Here is a 20,631-nt window from a genome sequence, read left to right as displayed (position 1 = left end):
GGTATAGCCTTAGCGTTGTTTAACCTCATCGAAACACTGGGCGATAATCTCCAGCCCCTGGCTGATCTGCGCATCTTCAATGGTCAGCGGTACCAGAATACGCAGCACGTTGTAGTAAGGGCCGCAGGAGAGCAGGATCAGGCCTTTGTCGCGCGCGCGGGCGACGATTTCTGCGGTCAGCTTCGCATCGGGTTTGCTGTGATCGCCGTTTTCAAACAGCTCGATGGCGATCATGGCGCCCAGTCCGCGAACATCGCCGATTTCCGGGTGTGTTTCAGCAATCGCCAGCAGTCCTTCGCGCAGGGTTTTGCCCAACGTGTTGGCCTTTTGCAGCAGATTTTCCTGCTCGAAAATTTTCAGTACCGCCAGCGCGGCGGCGCAGGCAATCGGGTTACCGGCATACGTGCCGCCCAGACCACCCGGGGCAACGGCGTCCATCACTTCGGCACGACCGGTCACGCCCGCCAGCGGGAACCCTCCGGCAATGGATTTGGCAAAGGTTGTAATATCCGGGGCGACGCCCATTTGCTCCATGGCGAACAGCGTGCCGGTACGACCCGCGCCGCTCTGCACTTCATCGGCAATCAGCATGATGCCGTGCTCGTCGCAAATCGCGCGCAGGCGTTTCATAAAGGACGGGGAGGCGGCATAAAAACCGCCTTCGCCCTGGACAGGTTCGATGACGATGGCAGCAATGTCTTCCGGCGCAGCATCGTTTTTGAAGATGCGCTCAATGCTGGCAATCGCATCGTCATCGCTGATACCGTGCAGTGCGCAAGGGTACAGCGCGCGATAAACGTGGCCCGGCATCAGTCCCATCCCGGCAGAATACGGATTCACTTTCCCGGTCAGCGAGAGCGTGTAGTGGGTACGGCCGTGGTAAGCACCGCTAAACGCAATGGTGCCGCTGCGTTTGGTGGCGGCGCGGGCGATTTTCACCGCATTCTCAACCGCTTCTGAACCGGTGGTCACCAGCAGGGTCTTCTTGGCAAAATCCCCCGGCACTTTCTGGTTCATGATTTCGCACAGTTCCAGGTACGGCTCATAGGCCAGCACCTGAAAACAGGTGTGCGACAATTTTTTCAACTGCTCTTCTACTGCCGAGACGATCCCTGGATGCAGGTGTCCGGTATTCAGCACCGCAATGCCGCCCGCAAAATCAAGAAACTCACGACCTTCAACATCCCAGACGCGGCAGTTTTCTGCGCGATCGGCAAAGATGGGGTGAATCTGCCCAACGCCGCGAGGAACGGCGTTGCTGCGGCGCTGCATTAATTCTTTATTGGTGCTCATTCGCTTTCTCCAGTCTTCAATCAGGTAAGGTTTACTTAAAGGCCGATACACATGTATTTGATTTCTAAATAATCTTCGATACCGTATTTGGAACCTTCGCGGCCAAGGCCGGAGGCTTTGATCCCACCAAAGGGCGCGACTTCGTTAGAGATAATGCCGGTGTTGATCCCAACAATGCCGTACTCCAGCGCTTCGCCGACGCGGAAGACGCGGCTCAGATCGCGGGCATAAAAATAAGCCGCCAGACCGAACTCGGTGTCGTTGGCCTGGGCTATCACGTCAGCTTCATCGTGAAAGCGGAACAGCGGAGCGAGCGGGCCGAACGTCTCTTCTTTGGCTACTTTCGCATCACGAGGAACATCCGCCAGAATGGTGGGCTGGAAGAAGTTGCCGCCCAGCGCATGTGCCTGACCGCCTGTGACCACGCGCGCGCCTTTCCCAACTGCATCCGCGATATGTTCTTTCACTTTGGCGACGGCTTTCTCATCGATCAGCGGCCCGGTGGTGACGCCCGCCTGTAAGCCATCGCCGAGATGCAGTTTGTTCACCGCTTGCTGCAGTTTTTCCGCAAAGCGCTCGTAGACGCCGTCCTGCACATACAGGCGGTTGGCGCAGACGCAGGTCTGCCCGGCATTACGGAATTTTGAGGCCAGCGCCCCTTCCACGGCTTTATCCAGATCGGCATCGTCAAAGACGATAAACGGCGCGTTGCCGCCAAGTTCCAGAGAGACTTTTTTGATGTCTTTGGCGCACTGTTCCATTAACTGACGGCCAATTTCGGTGGAGCCGGTAAAGGAGAGTTTGCGCACCAGCGGGTTGCCGGTCAGTTCATTGCCGACGGCGCTTGCAGACCCGGTGACGACGTTAAAGACACCGGCGGGAACTCCGGCACGATGTGCCAGCTCCGCGAGAGCCAGCGCGGAAAACGGGGTCTGGCTGGCCGGTTTGAGCACCATGGTGCAGCCCGCAGCCAATGCCGGGCCGGCCTTACGGGTGATCATTGCCGACGGGAAGTTCCACGGCGTAATGGCGGCGGTGACGCCAATCGGTTGTTTGATGACGATCAGACGCTTGTCTGCCTGATGACCCGGAATGGTGTCGCCATAAATACGCTTGCCCTCTTCGGCAAACCATTCAATAAAGGAGGCGGCATAGACGATCTCGCCTTTCGCTTCCGCCAGCGGCTTGCCCTGTTCCAGGGTCATCAGGCGCGCCAGATCGTCCTGGTGTTCCATCATCAGGTTGTACCAGCGACGCAGAATATTGGCCCGCTCTTTGGCGGTCAGCGCACGCCAGGCGGGGAGGGCGCGATTCGCGGCTTCAATGGCCTCGCGGGTTTCGGTGGCCCCCATTTTGGGGACGCTGCCCAGCTGTTGGCCGTTTGCAGGATTGTTCACTGCGATCACGTCGCCGCTTTGGGCATCGCGCCACTGGCCTTCAATAAAAGCCTGCTGGCGGAACAAGGTTGGATCGTTAAGTTGCATGATTGCTTCCTGTCTCAAGGTGTTTAACGGGTAAATGCGGCGTGTAAGGTGTCCACGCTACGTGCCGCACGCAGCGTACGTCCGGTATTGTGTTGGCTCTCCAGTAGCGTCTGCACTTTGCTGACGATATGGGCGCCGATCGGAATGGCCGACGTCGCTGCCGGAGAAGGGGCGTTACAGGTATGGATCGAGCGCGGTGTGGTCACAAACAGAAAGTCGTCGATAAGCTTTCCGTCTGGCGAAACCGCCTGCGCCCGTACGCCCGCAGGCCACGGCTGGAGATCTTTTAATGTCAGGCTCGGGCAGTATTTTTGTACCAATCGCAGGTAGCCGCTTTTGCACAGCGAGTTTTTCATTTCACTGAGACCAGAACGCAGATTGTTTTGCAGTACACGACGGATCCCGGACGAACCGAGGATCTCCAGCGTGTCGCTGAAGGAGAAGTCGCGCTTGCGATAGCCTTCGCGTTTGAAGGCGAGCACGGCGTTGGGGCCGACCGTGACGCTGCCGTCGATCATACGGGTGAGATGCACGCCAAGAAACGGCATCGCCGGATCGGGGATCGGGTAGATCAAATGGTTGACGATGTGATTATGCTCGGGCGCCAGGCGGAAATACTCGCCACGGAACGGGCAGATGATAAAACCGGGATCGACCCCCAGCATTTTGACCAGTCTGTCGGCCATCAGCCCGGAGCAGCTAATCAGCGTCGAGGCTTCAAATTCTTGCCCCTGACGGGTGTGGACAACCACGCCGGTCGCGTGCTCTTTCAGGGCGCTAACCTCGGCGTGATAAACAATATCGCCGCCTTTCGCCTGGAAGATTTTCGCCATTGCTGCGGTGACTTCGCGATAGCTGACAATCCCGCTGGAAGGCACAAAAATGCCGCCCAGTCCGGTAATGTTTGGCTCGCGTTCGCGCAACTCGTCTGCACTGAGCCACTCGCGCTCAATCCCGTTGGCTGCCGTACGATCCCACAGCGCCTGCATCCGTTCCATTTCCAGTTCGGAGGTGGCGACCAGCATTTTTCCGCACTCGTCGTAGCGAATGCCGTTTTGATCGCAGAAGGCTTTGGTGGCCTTGTTTCCCGCCAGGCAAAACTGCGCTTTCAGGCTGCCAGGGGTGTAGTAAACCCCGGCATGAATTACGCCGCTGTTGTGGCCCGTCTGATGACAGGCCGGTGCAGACTCTTTTTCCAGCACCACAATTTTGGCGTCCGGGTAGACATCAATCAGCTGCATGGCGGTCGACATGCCGATAATGCCGCCGCCAATAATCACAAAATCATACATCCGCTCTGTTCCTCGGGTGGCGCTTATTGGTGCGTCTGGTAGCCATGAGTGGCGTAGGCGAAATAACCGCGCTGGCGCATCAGTTCACGACGTAAATCAGGATGCGCGGTAAAACGATCGCGTCCGTGCAGCCAGAACAGGTTGTTAATCAGCAGGAATTTGCCGACCGGTACGGGAACGGAAAGGATGTTTTTACTGGTTTCCAGCGCATCCGAAAGATCGCTAAGCCAGGTGCCTTCTTCAAAATCTTTCGGCTGGACGAACTGGTCGATGTAGCGCATGACCGGACGGCCCAGTGGGTCGACGTCGAACACCGGGTGAAAGACATCGTGACTGACGTTTTTGCTTGGCGGCGCTGCCCAGCGCATCGCCCGGCGCGCCAGCGGGTGCGAGAAGTACTCTTCCAGGTGTTCCCAGTCATCAAGGTGCAGCAGCAGCGAATTACCGCCTTCCATGTTCTGCTCATCGATTTTCATCATCAGCACGTAATCGGTTACCTCTTCGACGAAGGTTCCGTCGTTGTGCAATTCCAGTACGCGGTGAGGCTGGCGCAGGTAGCTGTCTGAACTGTCGACATTTTTCACCACAAACCGCGCATAGTATTGACCGCTCATCGCGTCATAATTGGAACGCCCAATCAGATGCGCCACGGCGGTGGCCAGTTTGACCATGTCGTCAGCCTGCGCCACGTTGTCGACCCCTTCTGCGCCGATCAACAGAGCGCCTTCGCCTCGCTCCAGCAGCGTTTTGATCAGCAGCGGTTGCAGTTGGTTGCCGCAGAGATCGTCGAGGATCTTGCTCACCTTAAAGCGTAAAAATGATTTGTATTCCAGCGCCTGCACCGGCCACTGCGCAACCTGCTGTAAGAATTGTTGGGTCGTGTCGGAGCTAAACGTCAGTTCCAGTAGTCGCGGTGATTGTGCGGACGGGGCGACGGTGAAACCGGTGTAGTTCCGGGCTGAATCCCCAGCGTTGGGTTTTACGGCAGTCAGTGCATTCATCAGAATCGATCCTCTCGGTAGATTGTCGTGGGAGACATGGCGATGCTCATTTCGTAGCCATAAATTAAAAATATCTACATTTTCAATAAACGCATACAAAACGACCAATTTGTTTAATTTTTGTGATCGACTGCAACAAATATTTAACAATGTGCTTTGTGTGGATAAGGGCGGGAGAGGGAGAGTGTGTTAGCTAAATATCATTTAAAACAGTGTATTAATTAGAGATAGCCGCTGGAGGGACGCTCCAGCGGTGTACTCATAGATAAGTCACAGGAGAGGGGATGCTCTCAGCCAGCGCGATAGCCCATAATGGCGAACAGCGTTTCACCGCCTTGTGCGCCACTGGCCAGAAAACCTTCAGCAGTGAGCGCTAACGGGCGTCGTGTCACCGAATTCCCGACATTACCGCCGATAATTTCAATTTCATCAGCACCGACGGAAACCACTAAATCCGTATGGCTGCTGTAATTGCCAAGATGCTGGTGATCGTAGTCGACGACTTTATCGGGGTCCCGATCCCAGCACACCAGATCGCCGACCTGGGGTTTACGCTCATTCAGTCTGTAGCCCCAATACAGCGCATTGGCGTTACCCTGATTTCTGTCCCGGATAGATTTACTGATGTAAGTCGCATGCGAGGCCGAATAGGCAAACCGATGATCGGCCCCCGCCTGGCGCATCACCCATGAGATAAATGCCGCTGACCACGGCCAGTCATGATCCCGCCCGTCCAGATCGTCTCGTCCGATCTTCGCCCAATACAGACCGACGCGCTGCCACCAGCCATCTTCACCCTCTTTACGCCCGGTATGGATAATGCCCCCGCTGCGGTTGTAACGCTGATCGCCGAAAAAGCGCCATTCTTCGGTTGCGATTGTCGCCGCACTGGCGGTAAAGCCTGAAACGGGGGAAACCGCAGGTTGGGTGTCTGACGCGGGTGCTGCTGCTCCGTTTCCACTTGTCGCTTCGTCAATAAACGGTACCGTGCCTTGCTCCGTGAGAGGCATCGCAACCGGAATTACCGGTATACCGGTCGCCGGTCCCACCGGTATGCCGTGGGATGCAGTACCGGGTTGCTATGGTTGGCTAACCATGAATTTCGCACCCTGACATACTCGGAAATCCACGTGCGTTCATTCCCTCCGCTGGCTGGAGGAACCTCACGAAACCGGGAACGCAGGAACGGCAAAATGCTGCCGCTATGGATAAAAGAGTCATAGATGACCAACATGGAAAGCGCTTCTTTAAAGCCAAATTTTTGTGCCCATTTCAGCGCGGGAGTGAAGTAGCGCTCATCAAAAAACAGGTCCTGAACGGTCTTCATTATCGGGTCGTCACTGCCTGCGCGACGAAGCAGACTCTTGAACTGCTCATGATCAACCAGCGGTGTATTTCCGATCAGGGGAACGAAGGGGGCAAGCTCGGCGCTGAATTGCCCGTTTGCGTTGACGTATCGGGCGACCAGATCTTTCAGTTTGCCGTATTCGGTGGTTTGCGAACGGCCAAACGTTATTTGTCGAATTTGATGCGGCCCATCAGGAAATATTGCGATGACGGAATAATTCCCTTCGGCTGAACCAGTTTCAAAAGCATTCAGAACGCGTTCACAAATACTTTTTTGCACGGGGGTGAGTATCATAAAACTCCTCCTGTTATCGAGAGTGAGTGAATGCACATCGCTCATTTTTTCTTACGGGCGGGCTGGTCTGGATCGGGGGGTTTTGGGCCGGTGGAGCGTATCTGCATGACGCGCTGAAGTGTGTCGAACCAGAATTGGCCGCCGAGCGAGACCGCGAAAATGGTGACCAGCAATCCCGCTGCTTTTGCCAGGTATTCCCACAGGGTGTGCGGCAAACCTTTCCATCCGAATGAGAGGCCAGTAGCCTCAAAGGTTGCCACTGCACGCTCATATTCTGCAGTGGCATCTGTGACCTTATCTTTCGCTTGTTTAACGTCGGTTTTCGGCGTGTTACTCGTCTTTTCCTCGGACTGCTTTTTCGCTTCATCCAGTGTCTGCTGCGCGATATTCACCATTTTTTCGCGAGCCGCAGGATTTAAGGCCAGTACGGTCGCGATTTTGAGGGTGTCGACATTTCCGCTGAGAACCAGAAGCGCGGCGACGATTAGCGTGATGGTCTGCGTTTTGCGTTTGTACCAACCGGAGGCGCGGTCCATCACGGCATCGAACTGTTTTGCGACGGCCTGGCGAAACTGAGTTGCATCGTTTTCAGTCTGCATCACAAATGTTTCAAGGATCCCTTTTATACGGTTATTTTCCGCCGTTCCCGGCAGCGAACTCACCCCTGCGGACAGCGTCGCCATGACGGTTTTCCCCACCACCAGCGATTCCACAACCTGTCCGACTATTTCTGGCGGAATATAAGAGGGGATACCGTTTTGGCCTTTGCTAAGGGATTGAATCAAAGGATGCGCATAAAATTGGGTAATAAACTGTTCCTTCGGTGCCAGCTCTCCTGAAAATAACTCTTTCAGCGCCAGGTCAAGATTTTTGCTGCGGATATTGGCCCAGGCAGAAATGGCTTCAACAATAGCGGTGCAGGCAATTCCGAACGTAAAGTATACGGTCATAAGCCCAATCAGTACGTCGAGCGTCTCCAGTCCAAACATGTTGTTTTCCTCACCATCAGGCGTGTTCAATCAACCGCTTTCGGAAATCGCATAGATTTCTCCCTGAAATATGAATCAGATACCATTAATAATCGTTAATATTTTCGTCGTAATTTATCGTGCGATATCAATCATTCGTCGCATCCCGCAGGGGTTCCCGTGTGGAAAACAGTGAGGATGGTGATGCGTCAGGGAAACTGAATAACAAAATGATAAGGCGCGCTGGCGCGGGGGAGGCAGGTCGTCGTCTGAACGATTGAGGTGTATTTTACGTTTATTACCTCTCTATTAGTTATAAATAAATTTATCTGTAAAAAGAGTTAATCACTTTTGGCATAAACTTAATCTTATCTCAATGCCAATATCAGAATAACGACGTGTTGCTTTGTTGATATAAATATCATTGCAGCGGTTGAATGTTTTAACTGAAAAATAAGGCGATAACCGGGGTGCGTTATTATTTGTCCGGCCAGGGCATCACCGGGAATTATCGGCTACTGCCCGCGCGTTGTCATTTCCGGTATTTTTTCTCAATGTTATCTATCAGGCTGACGCGGAATAAGAATGGCTCATCAGCTCCTCCAAAAACAGGCGAAGGATTGCCGGTTGTGTGGCTCCCCGTTTTGTTATCGAAGAAAACGGCCATTTAGAGCCAAATTGCTCAGGCTCCAGCTGGCGCATTTGACCCGCGTTGACCCACTGGCGGGCATAGTGCCGGGGGAGAAAACCGAGGTACGCGCCGGTAAGAATGAGAATGGCCTGCGCTTCGACATTGTCGACGGTGGCGGCGGCATAGCTTGATTTGAGCAATTGCAGATCGCGTTGTTGCAGAAAGCCGCGTGCGACAATTTGACTCTCACGGATCGCATCGATGAGGGCATCGCCGCGTGGAGGATTATCGAAAAGCGGATGATAGCGGCTGCAATACAGACCATCAGGCTCATCGTATAACTGCGTATAACTGAGCCCGGCCACCTCAAACGGGAAATGGCCAATGGCGACGTGCAATCGCCCGTCAAGGACGCGTCCTTCCAGCTCTGCGGGCGTGCCAATGTAGATATCCAGTTGCACATCGTGACCGTGGGAGACGAACTGGCGCAACGTACGCGATAGGACGCTGTCGTTGTCGGTGGCGGTATTGTCAATGATGCCCAGATAGAGCTTGCCGGAGATGTGCCGCTTGAGCGCGGAAGTATCCATACAAAACGTATCCACCGCCAGAAATAGCCGCTGTGCCGCCTCGTAGGTGGCGGTGCCGTATTCCGTCAGTCGAAACCCGCAACGACCGCGTTCGCACAATTTGACGCCGAGGCGTGTCTCCAGGCTGGTCATATGTTCGCTGATCGTGGACTGGCTCACATTCAACGCCGCCTGAGCTGCAGAAAAACCGTTACATTTCACTATGGTCATGAAAATTCTGAGTAGCTTAAGGTCAATATTCTGCAGTTGATTCACGTCTCTATCTCCTCATGCGTTACTTCGGAAAAGCCGATATGAATATCTGATGTTTTCTATTTTTATCATGCAAATTGTTGTCCATAGTCATTGTTATGGCAAGTCAACCTGTGCCAGGTCGTTTCAGAAAATTCACAGATTGGGGGAGAGAGTATGGGGAACAATAACTACGAGTCCGGACGATTGAATCTGCCGTTTGTCGGCCATTGTACTTTTGCCAAAGCGCCGGTATGCCTCAACTGGGAAGAGATTGATGCCGATGTCGCGATCCTGGGCGCGCCCAACGATATGGGGACGCAGTGGCGTTCTGGCGCCCGTTTCGGACCCCGCGGCATTCGCGAGGCGTCTACGTTATTTTCGTTTGGTCATGCTGGTGCCTATGATCATGAAGACGATGCGCTGTATCTGACGCAAGACCAGGTACGAATGGTCGATGTGGGCGATGCGGACATCGTGCACACCGATATGACCAGCAGTAACGCAAACATTGAACTGGCGGTACGTAAGATCCTGGCTTCCGGCGCGATGCCAGTGGTGCTGGGCGGCGACCATTCCATTCATGCCCCGGTCATTAAGGCCTATGAAGGGCGCGGGCCGATTCACATCGTCCATTTCGATGCCCACCTCGACTTCGTCGATGAGCGCCACGGCGTGCGCTATGGTCATGGCAGCCCGCTGCGCCGCGCGTCAGAAATGAATCACATCGCGGGCATGACGCAACTCGGTATCCGCAACGTCTCCTCATCCAACCGCAGCGACTACGACGCGGCGCGTGCGGCGGGTTCCAATATCCTGTCGGTACGCGACGTTCGCCGTTTAGGCGTCGAAGGCGTGCTGGAGCAGATCCCGCAGGGCTGCAACTACTACCTCACCATTGATATCGACGGTTTTGACCCGTCGATTGCCCCGGGCACCGGTACGCCGAGTCACGGTGGTTTCCAGTACTACGAGGTGCTGGAGATTATTCAGGCGCTGGCGAAACGCAGTGGCGGCAACATTATCGGTATGGATTTGGTCGAAGTAGCGCCCGCCTACGATCCCACCGGCGTGACCTCGATTCTGGCTGCCCAACTGCTGATGAATAGCATTGGTTTTATTTTCTACGAGCGTAAGCAATCCCAGGCACGCTAAGCAACAAGTGGGTGGTTAAACCACCCCTCTGAACCCTACCTGCATAACCCGTGAGTTAAAAATCGGGTGTAAAAAAAAGAGGATCATCAAATGGATGCAGCAGTAACGCACTATCTCAATCGTTACGGTATTTTAGACGCGACACGACGCTTTCTGAGTAAACCGCAGAAGATGTTTATTGGCGGAGAGTGGGTTGACGGTAGCGAAGGGGAGGTCAGCGCTGTTATCGAGCCTTCCACGCAGGGTGTGTTGACCACGATCCCGTTGGCTACCGCGTCTGACCTTGATCGCGCCGTGGCGGCGGCTCGCCAACAGTTCGACCACGGTGAGTGGCGTCGTCTTAAACCGCTGGAGCGCGAGCGTATGCTGCATCGCCTGGCGGATCTGATTGAAGCTAATGCTAGAGAACTTGCTGAGATCGAATCCATTGATATGGGGAAATCGGTGACGCAGGCGCGTGACGTTGATATCCAGGGCACCATCGACACCTTTCGCTACTTCGCGGGCTGGGCCTCAAAACTGCACGGCCGCACGGTAGAACCTTCGCTGCCGGGCAATTATCTGGCCTATACCCGCAAAGAGCCGATCGGTGTAGTGGCCGCCATTGTGCCGTGGAACTTCCCCCTGCAAACCATGGCGTGGAAATTGGCGGCGGCGCTGGCGGTGGGCTGTACTGCGGTGATTAAACCCGCTGAACTGACCTCATTATCGACGCTGCGTTTTGCTGAACTGGTTCAGGAAGCGGGTATTCCGGACGGCGTGGTAAATATTGTCACCGGATACGGCAGTGTGATTGGCGCGGCCATGACCGCGCATCCGGGGATCGACAAAGTGACCTTTACCGGTTCGACGCCTGTCGGGCGTTCCGTCGGGCAGACGGCGGTTGAAAACATCAAGCGCGTGACCCTGGAGCTGGGCGGGAAATCCCCGGTTCTGGTGCTGGAGGATGCCGATATCCCTGCCGCCGCACAGGCGGTGGCCAACGGGGTGTTTTTTAACTCCGGGCAGGTCTGTGACGCGGGGACCCGCGCCTATATTCACCGCAGTATTTATGACCGTTTCCTGGCGGCGCTCGCTGACTATACCGCCACGCTGAAAATGGCCCCGGGCCTCGATCCGGAATGTTTCATTAGCCCGCTGGTTTCCGCCAAACAGCAGGACACGGTGCTGTCATACATTGACGCTGGCGTGCGCGAAGGGGCGACGCTTTACTATGGCGGACGTCCCCAGGACAGAGACGGTTTCTTCGTCGAACCGACCATTTTTGCTCACTGTCGCAATGATATGCGCATCGTGCGCGAAGAGATCTTCGGCCCGGTGCTGGTCACCGCGCCGTTCGATACCGTCGAAGAAGCGGTTGAGCTTGCCAACGACTCGCCGTTTGGTCTGGCTGCGGCGATCTATTCGAACGATTTGGCCCGCGTGCATACCCTTATTCCTCAGCTAGAGGCCGGTTCGGTGTACGTCAACGCGCACAGCACCATCGACCCGGCGCTGCCGTTCGGTGGTTTCAAGGAGTCCGGCTTTGGTAAAGATCTCGGCCCAGAGCAGCTTGACTACCTGATGGAAACCAAAACCGTGTGGATCACCTTGCCTTCATAGTCTGACTTATCGGCCCTTCCGGTACAGCCTCATGCTGCCCGGAAGCGGCCAGGTACGGCACAACGCACTGAGCTAACGAGCCGGCAACCGCCTGGCTTAATGAATTCTTATTGCTTCACCCTTCTCTACCAAGGGGTACCTTATGCAACCAGAATCAACCGCAGTGAAAGGGACAAGCAGTGAACAAAGTCCAATAGAAGGACGCTCGATCGACTTTGTGCCAGAACAGGAACGCACCGATAAACTCTCCAGTCAGGGACCCTTCTGGTTTGTCGGCAATTTTACTTTTTTTACCATGACCATCGGCTTTGTCGGGCCGAGCGTCGGGCTTGATGCGCTATGGACCACGCTGGCGGGCACTCTGGGCATCATGTTCGGTACGCTGTTCATGGCTTTCCACGGATCGCAGGGACCGCACCTGGGGCTGCCGCAGATGATCCAGTCGCGCGCGCAGTTTGGCTATCGCGGCGTGGTGCTCGTGTTGTTAGCAACGCTGTTTGTGTTTGCTGGCTTCAATATTGTCAACCTGGTGCTGATGATGCAGGGGTTGAAAACGCTGTTTAGCTGGAACCCGTTCCAGGTCGCGCTGGCGGTGACGGTACCGGCAACCATTCTGGCCATCCTCGGCCACGACTGGATGCACAAAACCTTCAAATGGTCGTTGTTTTTATCGTTGCCGTTGTACGGTCTGGTGACGCTGGCGGTGCTGATGGGCTGGGTTCACGATGCTCCGGCCGTCGAAGGGGCGGCGAAGGCGGCACCTTTGGGTTTCAACTGGACGGGCTTTGTTGCTCAGTTTGCGGCCGCCGCCAGTTACAACATCGCTTATGCACCGTATGTGTCCGACTATTCGCGCTATCTGCCGAAAAATACCTCCAGCGGTAAATTGATCGCCGCGGTGTTTCTGGGGGCATCGCTGTCAGGGGCCTGGATGATCTCGGTGGGCGGCTGGCTGGCGTCTCATCTGCGCGCGACCGATGTGCTGGTGGCGCTCAATATGGTTGGCGCCAACTTTTCTCCTCATCTGGGAACTGCCGTCGTGGCCATCACTATCCTGGCGTTCCTGCCGGTGATTGCGATGAATATTTACAGCGCCAAACTGACCGCCATTACCAGCGTGGACTCCTTCAGGAAGATAGAGCCGACGGCCAAAGCTCGCATCGTGGCCATCATCTTTGTGGTGCTCCTGCAACTGGGCGTGGCGATGAGCATCTACAACTCCAGCTCGGGGTTGTCCGTGCTGAATATCTATCTGGTGGTGATGCTGTACTTCCTGGTGCCCTGGACGGCGGTCAACCTAACGGACTATTTCTTTGTACGCAGAGGGCGTTACGCCATCCCGCACTTCTTCCAGCCGCACGGCAACATTTATGGCCGTTGGGGGGCGCGTGGTTTGCTCTCTTACCTCGCGGGCTTTCTCGCGATGGTGCCGTTCTTCTGCATCTTTGACGGTGGTCGTGAGGTGTTTGTCGGGCCGATAGCCCGCGCGATGGGCAGCGTTGATCTGGCCTGGCTGGTGGGGCTTATCGCCTCCAGCATCGTCTACTACGTCTCCTGCCGTTCACTGAACCTGCATCATGAAGAAGCCGTGATTTCGCATATCGAATTACACATGCCGGAGTACACCACGGGTAATAAAGGTGTGCCTGTCGCAATTGTCCAGAACCAAAATGGAGCAAGCTAATAATGTCTACTAAACAGTTCGACTACATCATCGTAGGGGCAGGATCGGCCGGCTGCGTACTGGCAAACCGCCTGACTGAAGATCCGCGTGTGAACGTACTGGTGATCGAGTACGGCGGAAGCGATCGCAACATTATTATCCAGATGCCCAGCGCGTTTTCGATGCCGATGAACACCAAAAAATTTAACTGGCACTACGAAACCGAGCCGGAGCCGCATCTGGATGGGCGTCGTCTGCACTGTCCGCGCGGGAAAGTGCTGGGCGGATCGTCATCGATCAACGGCCTGGTCTACATCCGGGGTCACGCTTACGACTTCGATGAATGGGAGTCGTTAGGGGCCAAAAACTGGGGTTATCGCAACTGTCTGCCCTATTTCCGTAAAGCAGAGAACTACAAATTTGGCGGCGATGATTATCGCGGTTCAGAAGGCCCGCTGAGCACCAACAACGGCAACAATATGCAGAACCCTCTGTATGGCGCATGGGTTGAAGCAGGCGCACAGGCGGGCTACATCAAAACGGATGATACCAACGGCTATATGCAGGAAGGCTTTGGCGCGATGCACATGACGGTCAAGAATGGCGTGCGCTGGTCTACCGCAAATGCCTATCTGCGACCGGCTATGACACGACCTAATCTGACCGTCGTCACCAATGCGATGACGCGTAAGCTGGTGCTGGCAGGTAAACGCGTTGTCGGCGTTGAGTATGAGCAGGGGGGAGAAATCCACACCGTGCGCTGTACGCGAGAAGTGTTGATCTCTTCCGGTCCAATCGGTTCCCCGCACTTGTTACAGCGCTCCGGTATTGGCCCCGCCGAGGTTCTGCGTAAAGCCGGAATCGAGGTGAAACACGATCTCCCCGGCGTGGGGGAAAACTTGCAGGATCACGCCGAGATTTATATTCAGTTCCAGTGCAAAGAACCGGTCTCGCTGAACAGCAAAATGGGACTGTTTTCGAAAGCATTAATTGGCCTGCGCTGGCTGCTGTTTAAAGATGGTCTGGGGGCGAGCAACCATTTCGAAGCGGGAGGATTCATCCGTTCAGAAAAGGGGCTGCGCTGGCCGGATATTCAGTTCCATTTTTTACCTGCGGCAATGCGCTACGATGGCGATAAACCGTTCAAGGGACACGGTTTTATGGTGCTGACTGGCCCTAACAAACCGAAGAGCCGTGGCTATGTGCGGGTACGTTCTGCCGATCCGTATGAGCATCCGGAAATTCGTTTTAACTACCTGGAGCGCGAAGAGGATCGTGAAGGTTTTCGCCGCTGCGTGCGTCTGACGCGTGAGATCATCGGTCAGCCCGCGATGGACAGTTTTCGTGGCGAGGAGTTGGCTCCCGGCCCGAACGTTAACACGGACGAGGAGATCGATGCGTTTGTGCGCGCTAACATGGAAAGCACGATGCATCCGTGTGGCTCCTGCCGGATGGGGGAGGACTCGCTGGCGGTCGTCGATTCCGAACTGCGCGTACATGGACTGCAAGGGGTTCGCGTGATCGACTCTTCCGTGTTCCCAACGGAACCGAACGGCAACCTGAATGCACCGACGATCATGCTGGCGGAACGTGCGGCGGATCTGGTTCGCGGTCGTACGATGCTCGTGCCGTCAGAGGTTGAGGTTGGCCTGGCAGACAAGTGGGAAACGCAACAACGTACCCACGAACCTCGCCGCAAAGTGGCCGTCTGAACACATTTCGTAACGCGTACGGCGATGGCCGGTCCGGTGCGCAAATGGTGCTTCACATGGGAGGATACCCACGCGTGGATTAACAAAACGTACCCCACCCGCTAAGCGGGGGAGTGGCGGCAGTGATTAGGGTCATTGCCGCCCGTTTTGGATTTATCCCGGTATTGACGAGGAAAGATAAGAATTATTTTTAAGCAAAACTAAAGCTTGCTATGTTTGGTTAACCATGCGTTAATGACTGTGCGGTTTGATACAAAATTATCTGAAGTAGTCATTGTAATATTTCTCATCATGATTCCCTCTTGAGATTCCCTTTAGGTTTTTTTCTCTCTGATAAATTTTCTTTCGGACTATTTTGCCCAAGGGCTAACTCAATAAGGTAATAATTTATGTCTAATAAAATGACTGGTTTAGTAAAATGGTTTAATGCTGATAAGGGTTTTGGTTTCATTACTCCTAAAGATGGCAGCAAAGATGTATTCGTCCATTTTTCTGCAATTCAAAGTAACGATTTCAGAACGCTTAATGAAAATCAGGAAGTTGAATTTTCGGTAGAACAGGGCCCTAAAGGTCCAACGGCAGTCAATGTCGTGGCGCTCTAAGGTAACTGATATTACTAACCATATTCACTTCCGGTGTCCATGTTGTCATGGTTCACAATACAGAACATCAACGTTTGATGTCACTGAAAGCAATCCCTTCGGCGCAAAATGTATTTTTTGCAAGTCGACAATGATGACATTCGATAATGTCGCGTTGTACGTCCGTTCCGGTCAGGCTCCATTAGATTTCAGAAAATAATGCATATTGGCTCCGCACTGGAGCCATATTTGATTTCAGTATGCTAACAGATGGCCTGCAGAGGGCATCACGGTGGGGTTATGAAAAAAGTGATTGTATTTTTTAACGCAGAACCTGCTGCTGTTGTTTCCGTTATGAGTGGCATCACGACAATTTTACGTGAGTATCCCAATGGCGAGAAAACGCATTTACCGGTCATGTCTGCTGGATTTCCTTCCCTGACGGGCGATCATCAAGTCGTTCATGTCGCCTCCGATCGCGATATTAGCTCAGAAGAAATACTGGATGCCGCAAGAAAGTTTCTTTAGCGAAACCGTATATCCCTTCCTCATTCACTGCCGATCCCTAACCTGTTTTTGCCTAAAGAATGAGCATCGCCAGTTCTCGGGGTTATTGAATGTTTCAGCAGGATAGCTTATAAATATCTGTGCCTTACAGGCAAACTGAAATCATTAACCTTGCTGGCGCGTTGCTGCCTTTACAAACCAGAAGAGGTCAACAGTGAACATTGAAGACTTAAAAAGAAAAACAGAAGCGGATATATCGGAATTTATCACGAAGAAAATAGTGGAACTGAAAAAGAAGACCGGGAAAGAGGTCTCTGATATTCAGTTTTCCGCTCGTGAGAAGATGAGCGGTCTTGAAAGCTATGACGTAAAGATTAAATTAATTTAATTCTTTTTTCGTTCCTTGAATATTATTTATATAAAACATCACTTTTCTCTGAAGTGATGTTTTTTTGTTTTGTGTTGCATACGATTTGACCACCTCGTGATATGATGAAGCTCATTCATTGAAAGGTTAATCATCATGTCATTTTTCGATTACGCAATGAAATTCATTGGTGGCGCTTCTACAACTACCGTCACTTGCCCGGAGTGTGGTCTCAAGTCTTCCCAGTCCGCGTCTAAAATTCGTCTGAAGCAGGCAATGCTTTGCCCTGGATGTAAGGCCCTGTTTATTGTGCCGCGCTCAGGCTCGTGATGTGGATTCTGGTGGCGGTTAATAACGAGAGACGGGATTTCAGAACCGGGGTGCAATGGATGAAAAACCCAGCCCACAGGCTGGGTTAATGTATTAGCTGGCGTTTTCGCAACCGGGTAAACCACGGTCAATAATCAGATTACCCTCGACACGTAAACCGATTTTGCCGAACAGAAATGCGTGATTTAATTGAGTGACCACCACATCGGTTAAACCAACAGCGCACTTGTCTTTCTCAATAGCGCGGTCTGCTGCTGTTTTAACATTCGGGATCCCCGTAGGGAAGATGATCACCGGGTAGCTATCTTCCGCTGTTACCCGTTTCCCCTTATAGAAATGCCCACCGTTCAGGTTGTAGTTCTTGGTACTTGCGACAGTGAGATCTGCAACGCGCACCGTACAGCCTGACAATAAAAGCGCTCCCAGCGCTACAGCGATGATTTTTTTCATGTTTTGCTTCCATTGGTTGTATCCGGCGGTATTTTACCATTGGGATAACCCGCATCAACCGGTTGATGTCCGCCGCCTGGGTGATTAAGCGCGTTATGACGATGGGGGATTAACGAGTGAAATGAGGTTCATTTCTGGTTTATGCTTCGTAGCGGATTTATGGAGCGGGAAGGCCGTCAATATGAGAATTAATCAACTTTGTTACAGTGTACTGGTGCTCTCGTTGATAGCCAGCTATTTCGTTTTTCATTCGTTCTGGGCGTGGATGTTGCTGGTCAATATATTCACTTTTCTGCTCTATGGTGCAGATAAATATGCTGCACGTAGCGACTGGCAGCGCGTGCCAGAAAAGACGCTTCTGATCTTTGGCCTTGTAGGTGGGTGGCCAGGTGGAATGATCGCGCAGCAGTTGTTCCGACATAAAACCCAGAAACAACCGTTCAAAACCTGGTTTATGGTGAGTGTTATTGTGAATTTGGTCGTGTTGTTAGGTCTGGTATATCAAAGCGAATTACTTGGGCAAATAACAACACTGTGAGACGGGCATCTATTTCACGCATAGAGACTAGTGGCTTCAGAACGGGCTGGCATGGTGAGCTGTGATCTTTTCCAGGCTTATGGGATGAACAAAATGCAACTGACTGGCGTGCAGCATCAGCCGTGGCGTCTGCTCGGTGCCTGACAACAGGCGCCCGCCGTACAGGTCGCAGCCCAAAATAGGGTGGCCCAGTTGCTGGCAGTGAATGCGCAGTTGATGGGTACGCCCGGTCTCCGGGGTTAGCGCGACCCGCGTTACCGGCAGTAACGTTTGATCTTCCCGTTCGTAATACAAGTGCTCAATGACCCGATAGCGGGATCGGGCGGGTTTGCCGTTGATTGCGCAAATTGACATCAGCGGGAACAGCGCGGGGTCTTTGGCAATCGCCGCGTCTATTATCCCTTCATTGTCGTTGAGATGTCCGCAAAGCAGTGCGCTGTACACTTTGGTCACTGTACGTTGACTGAACTGTTGGCAGAGTGCGGCATTGATAGCCTTATTACGGGCAATCACCATCAGCCCGGACGTCCCGAAATCAAGGCGGTGGACCAGGGTGCAACCGGGGAATATCTGTACCAGCCGATGATGCACCGAATCGATATTTTGCGGATTTTTCCCCGAGAGACTGAGCAATCCTGTGGGTTTATTGATAAGGACCAGGTGATCGTCCTGATAGAGTATTTCTATCTTGTCATGGCACGGCGGGGCAATAAAGGAATCGAAAATCGTAGACATCAGGCTGCCCGGATGGAGAGTGAGGGCGGATAATAACCAATTTTTAGCTGACTGGCGAATCTTCAGTTTGATGATGTATCGGTTTTTTTCATGTGCCTTTATCCAGCTCAGCAGTGAGTTTTAGGATTTCATCCTGAATGAATTTTCGCCGCTGTTTGAATAAATAACGGGAAGGAATCACCCTCTCAATAAGGGTTGGTTTTCTGCTGACATATCGCGAAACCAGCTCTTTGATATCGTCCTCTGACCATTCGTCTATAACGGGAGTGGGGTTATAAAGAAGGTTTGTCTGCAGAGCGGGGGCGACTTCCTCATCCAGAATAGTAAAAATCTCTTCCCGACTTAGCCCGGAGTCCTTCAGCACTTGCGCTATCCATCTGTAGTCATAGTCCTGGAGATCACGCCAGGTGAAAAGTTCGGATAACGCAGACCAGACAGGGGCTCGGGTAATCAATTCGGCTTCGCTAAGCTGCATAGACATTTTTTCCCTGTGGTGAAATGTATCGGGTTCCCGCAGATGAAATACCGGGTCGGGCGCGAATGCATACGGCTAAAATTATGCTGTAAAAGCAACCGATGGCCAGAGTCAGAGTATCTGTCGATACTGCGATACAAGGTAGTCTACTGTATCACCGCGTTGTTATATATGCTGTACATCGTGGGATATAAGGTCTGCACGAAACAAAACCCGCCTCCGTGCGGGTTTTCGCTGCAATAAATCAGGAACGCGCTACAGCATATCGATGACTCAGGGGAGAATAACCAGAGTTTGGCTTACAGTTCGATTTTGCATGCATTAATGAATTTAGTTACGGATTTTTTGGCAAACGAGACAGATCCGGAGCCTGATGAGAGTTGATTCCCTTTGCTATCCATAACTCCAATTAAAAAGTCTTGTCTGGAGGTTTGAACCTGTAGTTGACGTAGAAGAGTCATAATTTTATCTTTTTCAGTGCTGGTAAGCGCTATAGACTCCGGGCTTCTTCTTATCAATGTCGTGTTCAAGGCTACAGGCTGGTTATCATCAATCTTGATGAGCGTCTGATAACTCCCTTTTCCTGTGACAACCGTATTTCTATCTGCTTCAACCTGACTGATCGCTAACTTTCCTTCAGAACAATCAAATACAACCGACTGATTTTCATGCGATATTTCTCCAATGAGTTCAGCTTTTTTACCAGCAGAGAATATATCGTTCTCGACAACCGTTTTCCATGATGCCTGTGCAACGGGTAAGTATGTAAATGAAAATAAACTTATAAGCACTATTTTTCTTAACATTTAAGACGCCTTTTTTTGGTTGTCTGGCGGTTCGTGTAACATGTTTCCGCAGTAGAGTAGAGAGTGGTTCTGGTATTGAGTCCTGCAAACCGGAAACATTTTAATCAATGTATTGGAATTTATTTTGCTTTTAAGTGGCTTACCGAAGCGGGGCGGTTGCTAACCAAACACAGTCAGACCAACGATAAACACCGGGGTTGTAACGGTACTGGTTGTTACATCTCCTGGGAGCCGTTGGTTCAGTTTAATGTCTGGTGGTACGACGTCATTACTGTTCATTATTAAACCAGTATATATAAGCCAACTCTATGTTGATAAGGTTACATTACTGCCTGTTTTTAATAATTTAAAAGTGTGGCTTTGTGTATTATTGAATCTGAATGTGTAATTCAAATTTATGATGAGTGAATTTAATTTTAATGATTTTCTGTTTGGATTGTTTTTCAAGATTTATTATTTTGGGGTAAGGTTTGTTAATTATTGGCAAGAGGAACGATCGCTTGTAAGTATCCCGCATAATCGTGCCATTCACATTTAGAGATCATCCGGCATACTCAATCTGCCAACGAAGGAGATCG

At 52.6% G+C, this 20,631-nt stretch carries 23 protein-coding genes; 11 read left to right on the top strand and 12 right to left on the bottom strand.

From position 1 onward, the window contains the following. Positions 1-9 precede the first annotated feature (9 nt). From gabT to AC07UY_RS12010, 8 genes are all read right to left on the bottom strand, one after another. The gene (gene gabT, locus AC07UY_RS12045) at positions 10-1,293 is read right to left on the bottom strand and encodes a 4-aminobutyrate--2-oxoglutarate transaminase (RefSeq protein WP_494701270.1); all 1,284 of its coding nucleotides are present in this window, start codon (positions 1,291-1,293) and stop codon (positions 10-12) included. 35 nt (positions 1,294-1,328) lie between these two features. Then, positions 1,329-2,777: an NADP-dependent succinate-semialdehyde dehydrogenase gene (gene gabD / locus AC07UY_RS12040; protein WP_494701271.1), complete on the bottom strand. Its 1,449-nt coding sequence runs from the start codon at positions 2,775-2,777 to the stop codon at positions 1,329-1,331. Positions 2,778-2,800: 23 nt separating this feature from the next. After that, positions 2,801-4,069, bottom strand: a complete 1,269-nt coding sequence (lhgO, locus tag AC07UY_RS12035; RefSeq protein ID WP_494660870.1) for an L-2-hydroxyglutarate oxidase — start codon at positions 4,067-4,069, stop codon at positions 2,801-2,803. A 23-nt stretch (positions 4,070-4,092) separates the two neighbouring features. Then, on the bottom strand, positions 4,093-5,070 hold the full coding sequence (glaH, locus tag AC07UY_RS12030; RefSeq protein ID WP_301699744.1) for a glutarate dioxygenase GlaH: 978 nt from the start codon (positions 5,068-5,070) through the stop codon (positions 4,093-4,095). Between the two features lie 290 nt (positions 5,071-5,360). Further along, positions 5,361-6,119, bottom strand: a complete 759-nt coding sequence (locus AC07UY_RS12025) for a DUF2272 domain-containing protein (RefSeq protein ID WP_494701272.1) — start codon at positions 6,117-6,119, stop codon at positions 5,361-5,363. Continuing rightward, positions 6,092-6,712 carry a chitosanase gene (locus tag AC07UY_RS12020; protein ID WP_494701273.1) on the bottom strand — a complete coding sequence of 207 codons (621 nt, stop codon included), beginning with the start codon at positions 6,710-6,712 and terminating at the stop codon, positions 6,092-6,094. Before AC07UY_RS12020 ends, AC07UY_RS12025 begins: the two co-directional genes overlap by 28 nt. 41 nt (positions 6,713-6,753) lie before the next feature. Further along, positions 6,754-7,701, bottom strand: a complete 948-nt coding sequence (locus tag AC07UY_RS12015) for a hypothetical protein (protein WP_494701274.1) — start codon at positions 7,699-7,701, stop codon at positions 6,754-6,756. 543 nt (positions 7,702-8,244) lie between these two features. Next, positions 8,245-9,156 (bottom strand): LysR family transcriptional regulator, encoded by a 912-nt coding sequence (locus tag AC07UY_RS12010; RefSeq protein ID WP_192613174.1) that lies wholly within the window; start codon positions 9,154-9,156, stop codon positions 8,245-8,247. Positions 9,157-9,309: 153 nt separating this feature from the next. Here AC07UY_RS12010 and speB point away from each other — a divergent pair, with 153 nt between their 5' ends. The 10 genes from speB (at position 9,310) to AC07UY_RS11960 (ending at position 17,049) form a co-directional block, all read left to right on the top strand. Then, positions 9,310-10,287 carry an agmatinase gene (gene speB, locus AC07UY_RS12005; protein ID WP_192613173.1) on the top strand — a complete coding sequence of 326 codons (978 nt, stop codon included), beginning with the start codon at positions 9,310-9,312 and terminating at the stop codon, positions 10,285-10,287. 90 nt (positions 10,288-10,377) lie between these two features. Continuing rightward, positions 10,378-11,889: an aldehyde dehydrogenase family protein gene (locus tag AC07UY_RS12000; protein ID WP_494701275.1), complete on the top strand. Its 1,512-nt coding sequence runs from the start codon at positions 10,378-10,380 to the stop codon at positions 11,887-11,889. Positions 11,890-12,031: 142 nt separating this feature from the next. Continuing rightward, positions 12,032-13,573 (top strand): purine-cytosine permease family protein, encoded by a 1,542-nt coding sequence (locus tag AC07UY_RS11995; RefSeq protein ID WP_494701276.1) that lies wholly within the window; start codon positions 12,032-12,034, stop codon positions 13,571-13,573. Between the two features lie 2 nt (positions 13,574-13,575). Next, positions 13,576-15,264 carry a choline dehydrogenase gene (gene betA / locus AC07UY_RS11990; RefSeq protein WP_494701277.1) on the top strand — a complete coding sequence of 563 codons (1,689 nt, stop codon included), beginning with the start codon at positions 13,576-13,578 and terminating at the stop codon, positions 15,262-15,264. Between the two features lie 389 nt (positions 15,265-15,653). Beyond that, a complete protein-coding gene (gene cspG / locus AC07UY_RS11985; protein WP_192613158.1) occupies positions 15,654-15,866 on the top strand; it encodes a cold shock protein CspG in 213 nt (70 codons plus the stop codon). 10 nt (positions 15,867-15,876) lie between these two features. After that, positions 15,877-16,065, top strand: a complete 189-nt coding sequence (ymcF, locus tag AC07UY_RS11980) for a cold shock small protein YmcF (RefSeq protein ID WP_192614395.1) — start codon at positions 15,877-15,879, stop codon at positions 16,063-16,065. Positions 16,066-16,145: 80 nt separating this feature from the next. Next, a complete protein-coding gene (locus tag AC07UY_RS11975; protein ID WP_192613157.1) occupies positions 16,146-16,373 on the top strand; it encodes a hypothetical protein in 228 nt (75 codons plus the stop codon). 84 nt (positions 16,374-16,457) lie between these two features. Further along, complete coding sequence (locus AC07UY_RS11970; RefSeq protein ID WP_192614394.1) at positions 16,458-16,577, top strand: hypothetical protein; 120 nt, start codon at positions 16,458-16,460, stop codon at positions 16,575-16,577. Next, entirely contained in the window at positions 16,567-16,740 is a 174-nt protein-coding gene (locus tag AC07UY_RS11965; RefSeq protein WP_203360291.1) for a GnsA/GnsB family addiction module toxin, read from the top strand. The genes AC07UY_RS11970 and AC07UY_RS11965 overlap by 11 nt, the downstream gene beginning before the upstream one ends. Before the next feature lie 135 nt (positions 16,741-16,875). Continuing rightward, positions 16,876-17,049: a YnfU family zinc-binding protein gene (locus tag AC07UY_RS11960; RefSeq protein ID WP_255565741.1), complete on the top strand. Its 174-nt coding sequence runs from the start codon at positions 16,876-16,878 to the stop codon at positions 17,047-17,049. Between the two features lie 93 nt (positions 17,050-17,142). Here AC07UY_RS11960 and AC07UY_RS11955 read toward each other — a convergent pair whose 3' ends face one another. Continuing rightward, positions 17,143-17,499 carry a hypothetical protein gene (locus tag AC07UY_RS11955; protein ID WP_490469991.1) on the bottom strand — a complete coding sequence of 119 codons (357 nt, stop codon included), beginning with the start codon at positions 17,497-17,499 and terminating at the stop codon, positions 17,143-17,145. A 181-nt stretch (positions 17,500-17,680) separates the two neighbouring features. Here AC07UY_RS11955 and AC07UY_RS11950 point away from each other — a divergent pair, with 181 nt between their 5' ends. Next, entirely contained in the window at positions 17,681-18,037 is a 357-nt protein-coding gene (locus AC07UY_RS11950; protein ID WP_494701278.1) for a DUF1294 domain-containing protein, read from the top strand. A gap of 36 nt (positions 18,038-18,073) precedes the next feature. On the opposite strand, the gene AC07UY_RS11945 is transcribed toward AC07UY_RS11950, so the two are convergent. The 3 genes from AC07UY_RS11945 to AC07UY_RS11935 all read right to left on the bottom strand — a co-directional run bounded on the left by AC07UY_RS11945 (position 18,074) and on the right by AC07UY_RS11935 (position 20,053). Then, a complete protein-coding gene (locus AC07UY_RS11945) occupies positions 18,074-18,772 on the bottom strand; it encodes an RluA family pseudouridine synthase (protein WP_494701279.1) in 699 nt (232 codons plus the stop codon). Positions 18,773-18,860: 88 nt separating this feature from the next. Continuing rightward, positions 18,861-19,247, bottom strand: coding sequence for a DUF7079 family protein (locus tag AC07UY_RS11940; protein WP_494701280.1), 387 nt, complete (start codon positions 19,245-19,247; stop codon positions 18,861-18,863). 299 nt (positions 19,248-19,546) lie between these two features. Then, on the bottom strand, positions 19,547-20,053 hold the full coding sequence (locus AC07UY_RS11935; RefSeq protein WP_494701281.1) for a hypothetical protein: 507 nt from the start codon (positions 20,051-20,053) through the stop codon (positions 19,547-19,549). Positions 20,054-20,631 lie beyond the last annotated feature (578 nt).

It is taken from the genome of Citrobacter sp. GW821-FHT02E08, from assembly GCF_059421685.1.
The sequence above is the reverse complement of the archived record's forward strand: the minus strand, read 5'-3'. Positions and strand labels throughout refer to the sequence as shown.

Excerpts from the sequence above, each read along its gene's own strand:
- gabT (WP_494701270.1), bottom strand. The coding sequence starts at position 1,293 with ATGAGCACCAATAAAGAATTAATGCAGCGCCGCAGCAACGCCGTTCCT.
- gabD (WP_494701271.1), bottom strand. The coding sequence starts at position 2,777 with ATGCAACTTAACGATCCAACCTTGTTCCGCCAGCAGGCTTTTATTGAA.
- lhgO (WP_494660870.1), bottom strand. The coding sequence starts at position 4,069 with ATGTATGATTTTGTGATTATTGGCGGCGGCATTATCGGCATGTCGACC.
- glaH (WP_301699744.1), bottom strand. The coding sequence starts at position 5,070 with ATGAATGCACTGACTGCCGTAAAACCCAACGCTGGGGATTCAGCCCGG.
- AC07UY_RS12020 (WP_494701273.1), bottom strand. The coding sequence starts at position 6,712 with ATGATACTCACCCCCGTGCAAAAAAGTATTTGTGAACGCGTTCTGAAT.
- AC07UY_RS12015 (WP_494701274.1), bottom strand. The coding sequence starts at position 7,701 with ATGTTTGGACTGGAGACGCTCGACGTACTGATTGGGCTTATGACCGTA.
- speB (WP_192613173.1), top strand. The coding sequence starts at position 9,310 with ATGGGGAACAATAACTACGAGTCCGGACGATTGAATCTGCCGTTTGTC.
- AC07UY_RS12000 (WP_494701275.1), top strand. The coding sequence starts at position 10,378 with ATGGATGCAGCAGTAACGCACTATCTCAATCGTTACGGTATTTTAGAC.
- AC07UY_RS11995 (WP_494701276.1), top strand. The coding sequence starts at position 12,032 with ATGCAACCAGAATCAACCGCAGTGAAAGGGACAAGCAGTGAACAAAGT.
- betA (WP_494701277.1), top strand. The coding sequence starts at position 13,576 with ATGTCTACTAAACAGTTCGACTACATCATCGTAGGGGCAGGATCGGCC.
- cspG (WP_192613158.1), top strand. The coding sequence starts at position 15,654 with ATGTCTAATAAAATGACTGGTTTAGTAAAATGGTTTAATGCTGATAAG.
- AC07UY_RS11975 (WP_192613157.1), top strand. The coding sequence starts at position 16,146 with ATGAAAAAAGTGATTGTATTTTTTAACGCAGAACCTGCTGCTGTTGTT.
- AC07UY_RS11960 (WP_255565741.1), top strand. The coding sequence starts at position 16,876 with ATGTCATTTTTCGATTACGCAATGAAATTCATTGGTGGCGCTTCTACA.
- AC07UY_RS11955 (WP_490469991.1), bottom strand. The coding sequence starts at position 17,499 with ATGAAAAAAATCATCGCTGTAGCGCTGGGAGCGCTTTTATTGTCAGGC.
- AC07UY_RS11950 (WP_494701278.1), top strand. The coding sequence starts at position 17,681 with ATGAGAATTAATCAACTTTGTTACAGTGTACTGGTGCTCTCGTTGATA.
- AC07UY_RS11945 (WP_494701279.1), bottom strand. The coding sequence starts at position 18,772 with ATGTCTACGATTTTCGATTCCTTTATTGCCCCGCCGTGCCATGACAAG.
- AC07UY_RS11940 (WP_494701280.1), bottom strand. The coding sequence starts at position 19,247 with ATGCAGCTTAGCGAAGCCGAATTGATTACCCGAGCCCCTGTCTGGTCT.
- AC07UY_RS11935 (WP_494701281.1), bottom strand. The coding sequence starts at position 20,053 with ATGTTAAGAAAAATAGTGCTTATAAGTTTATTTTCATTTACATACTTA.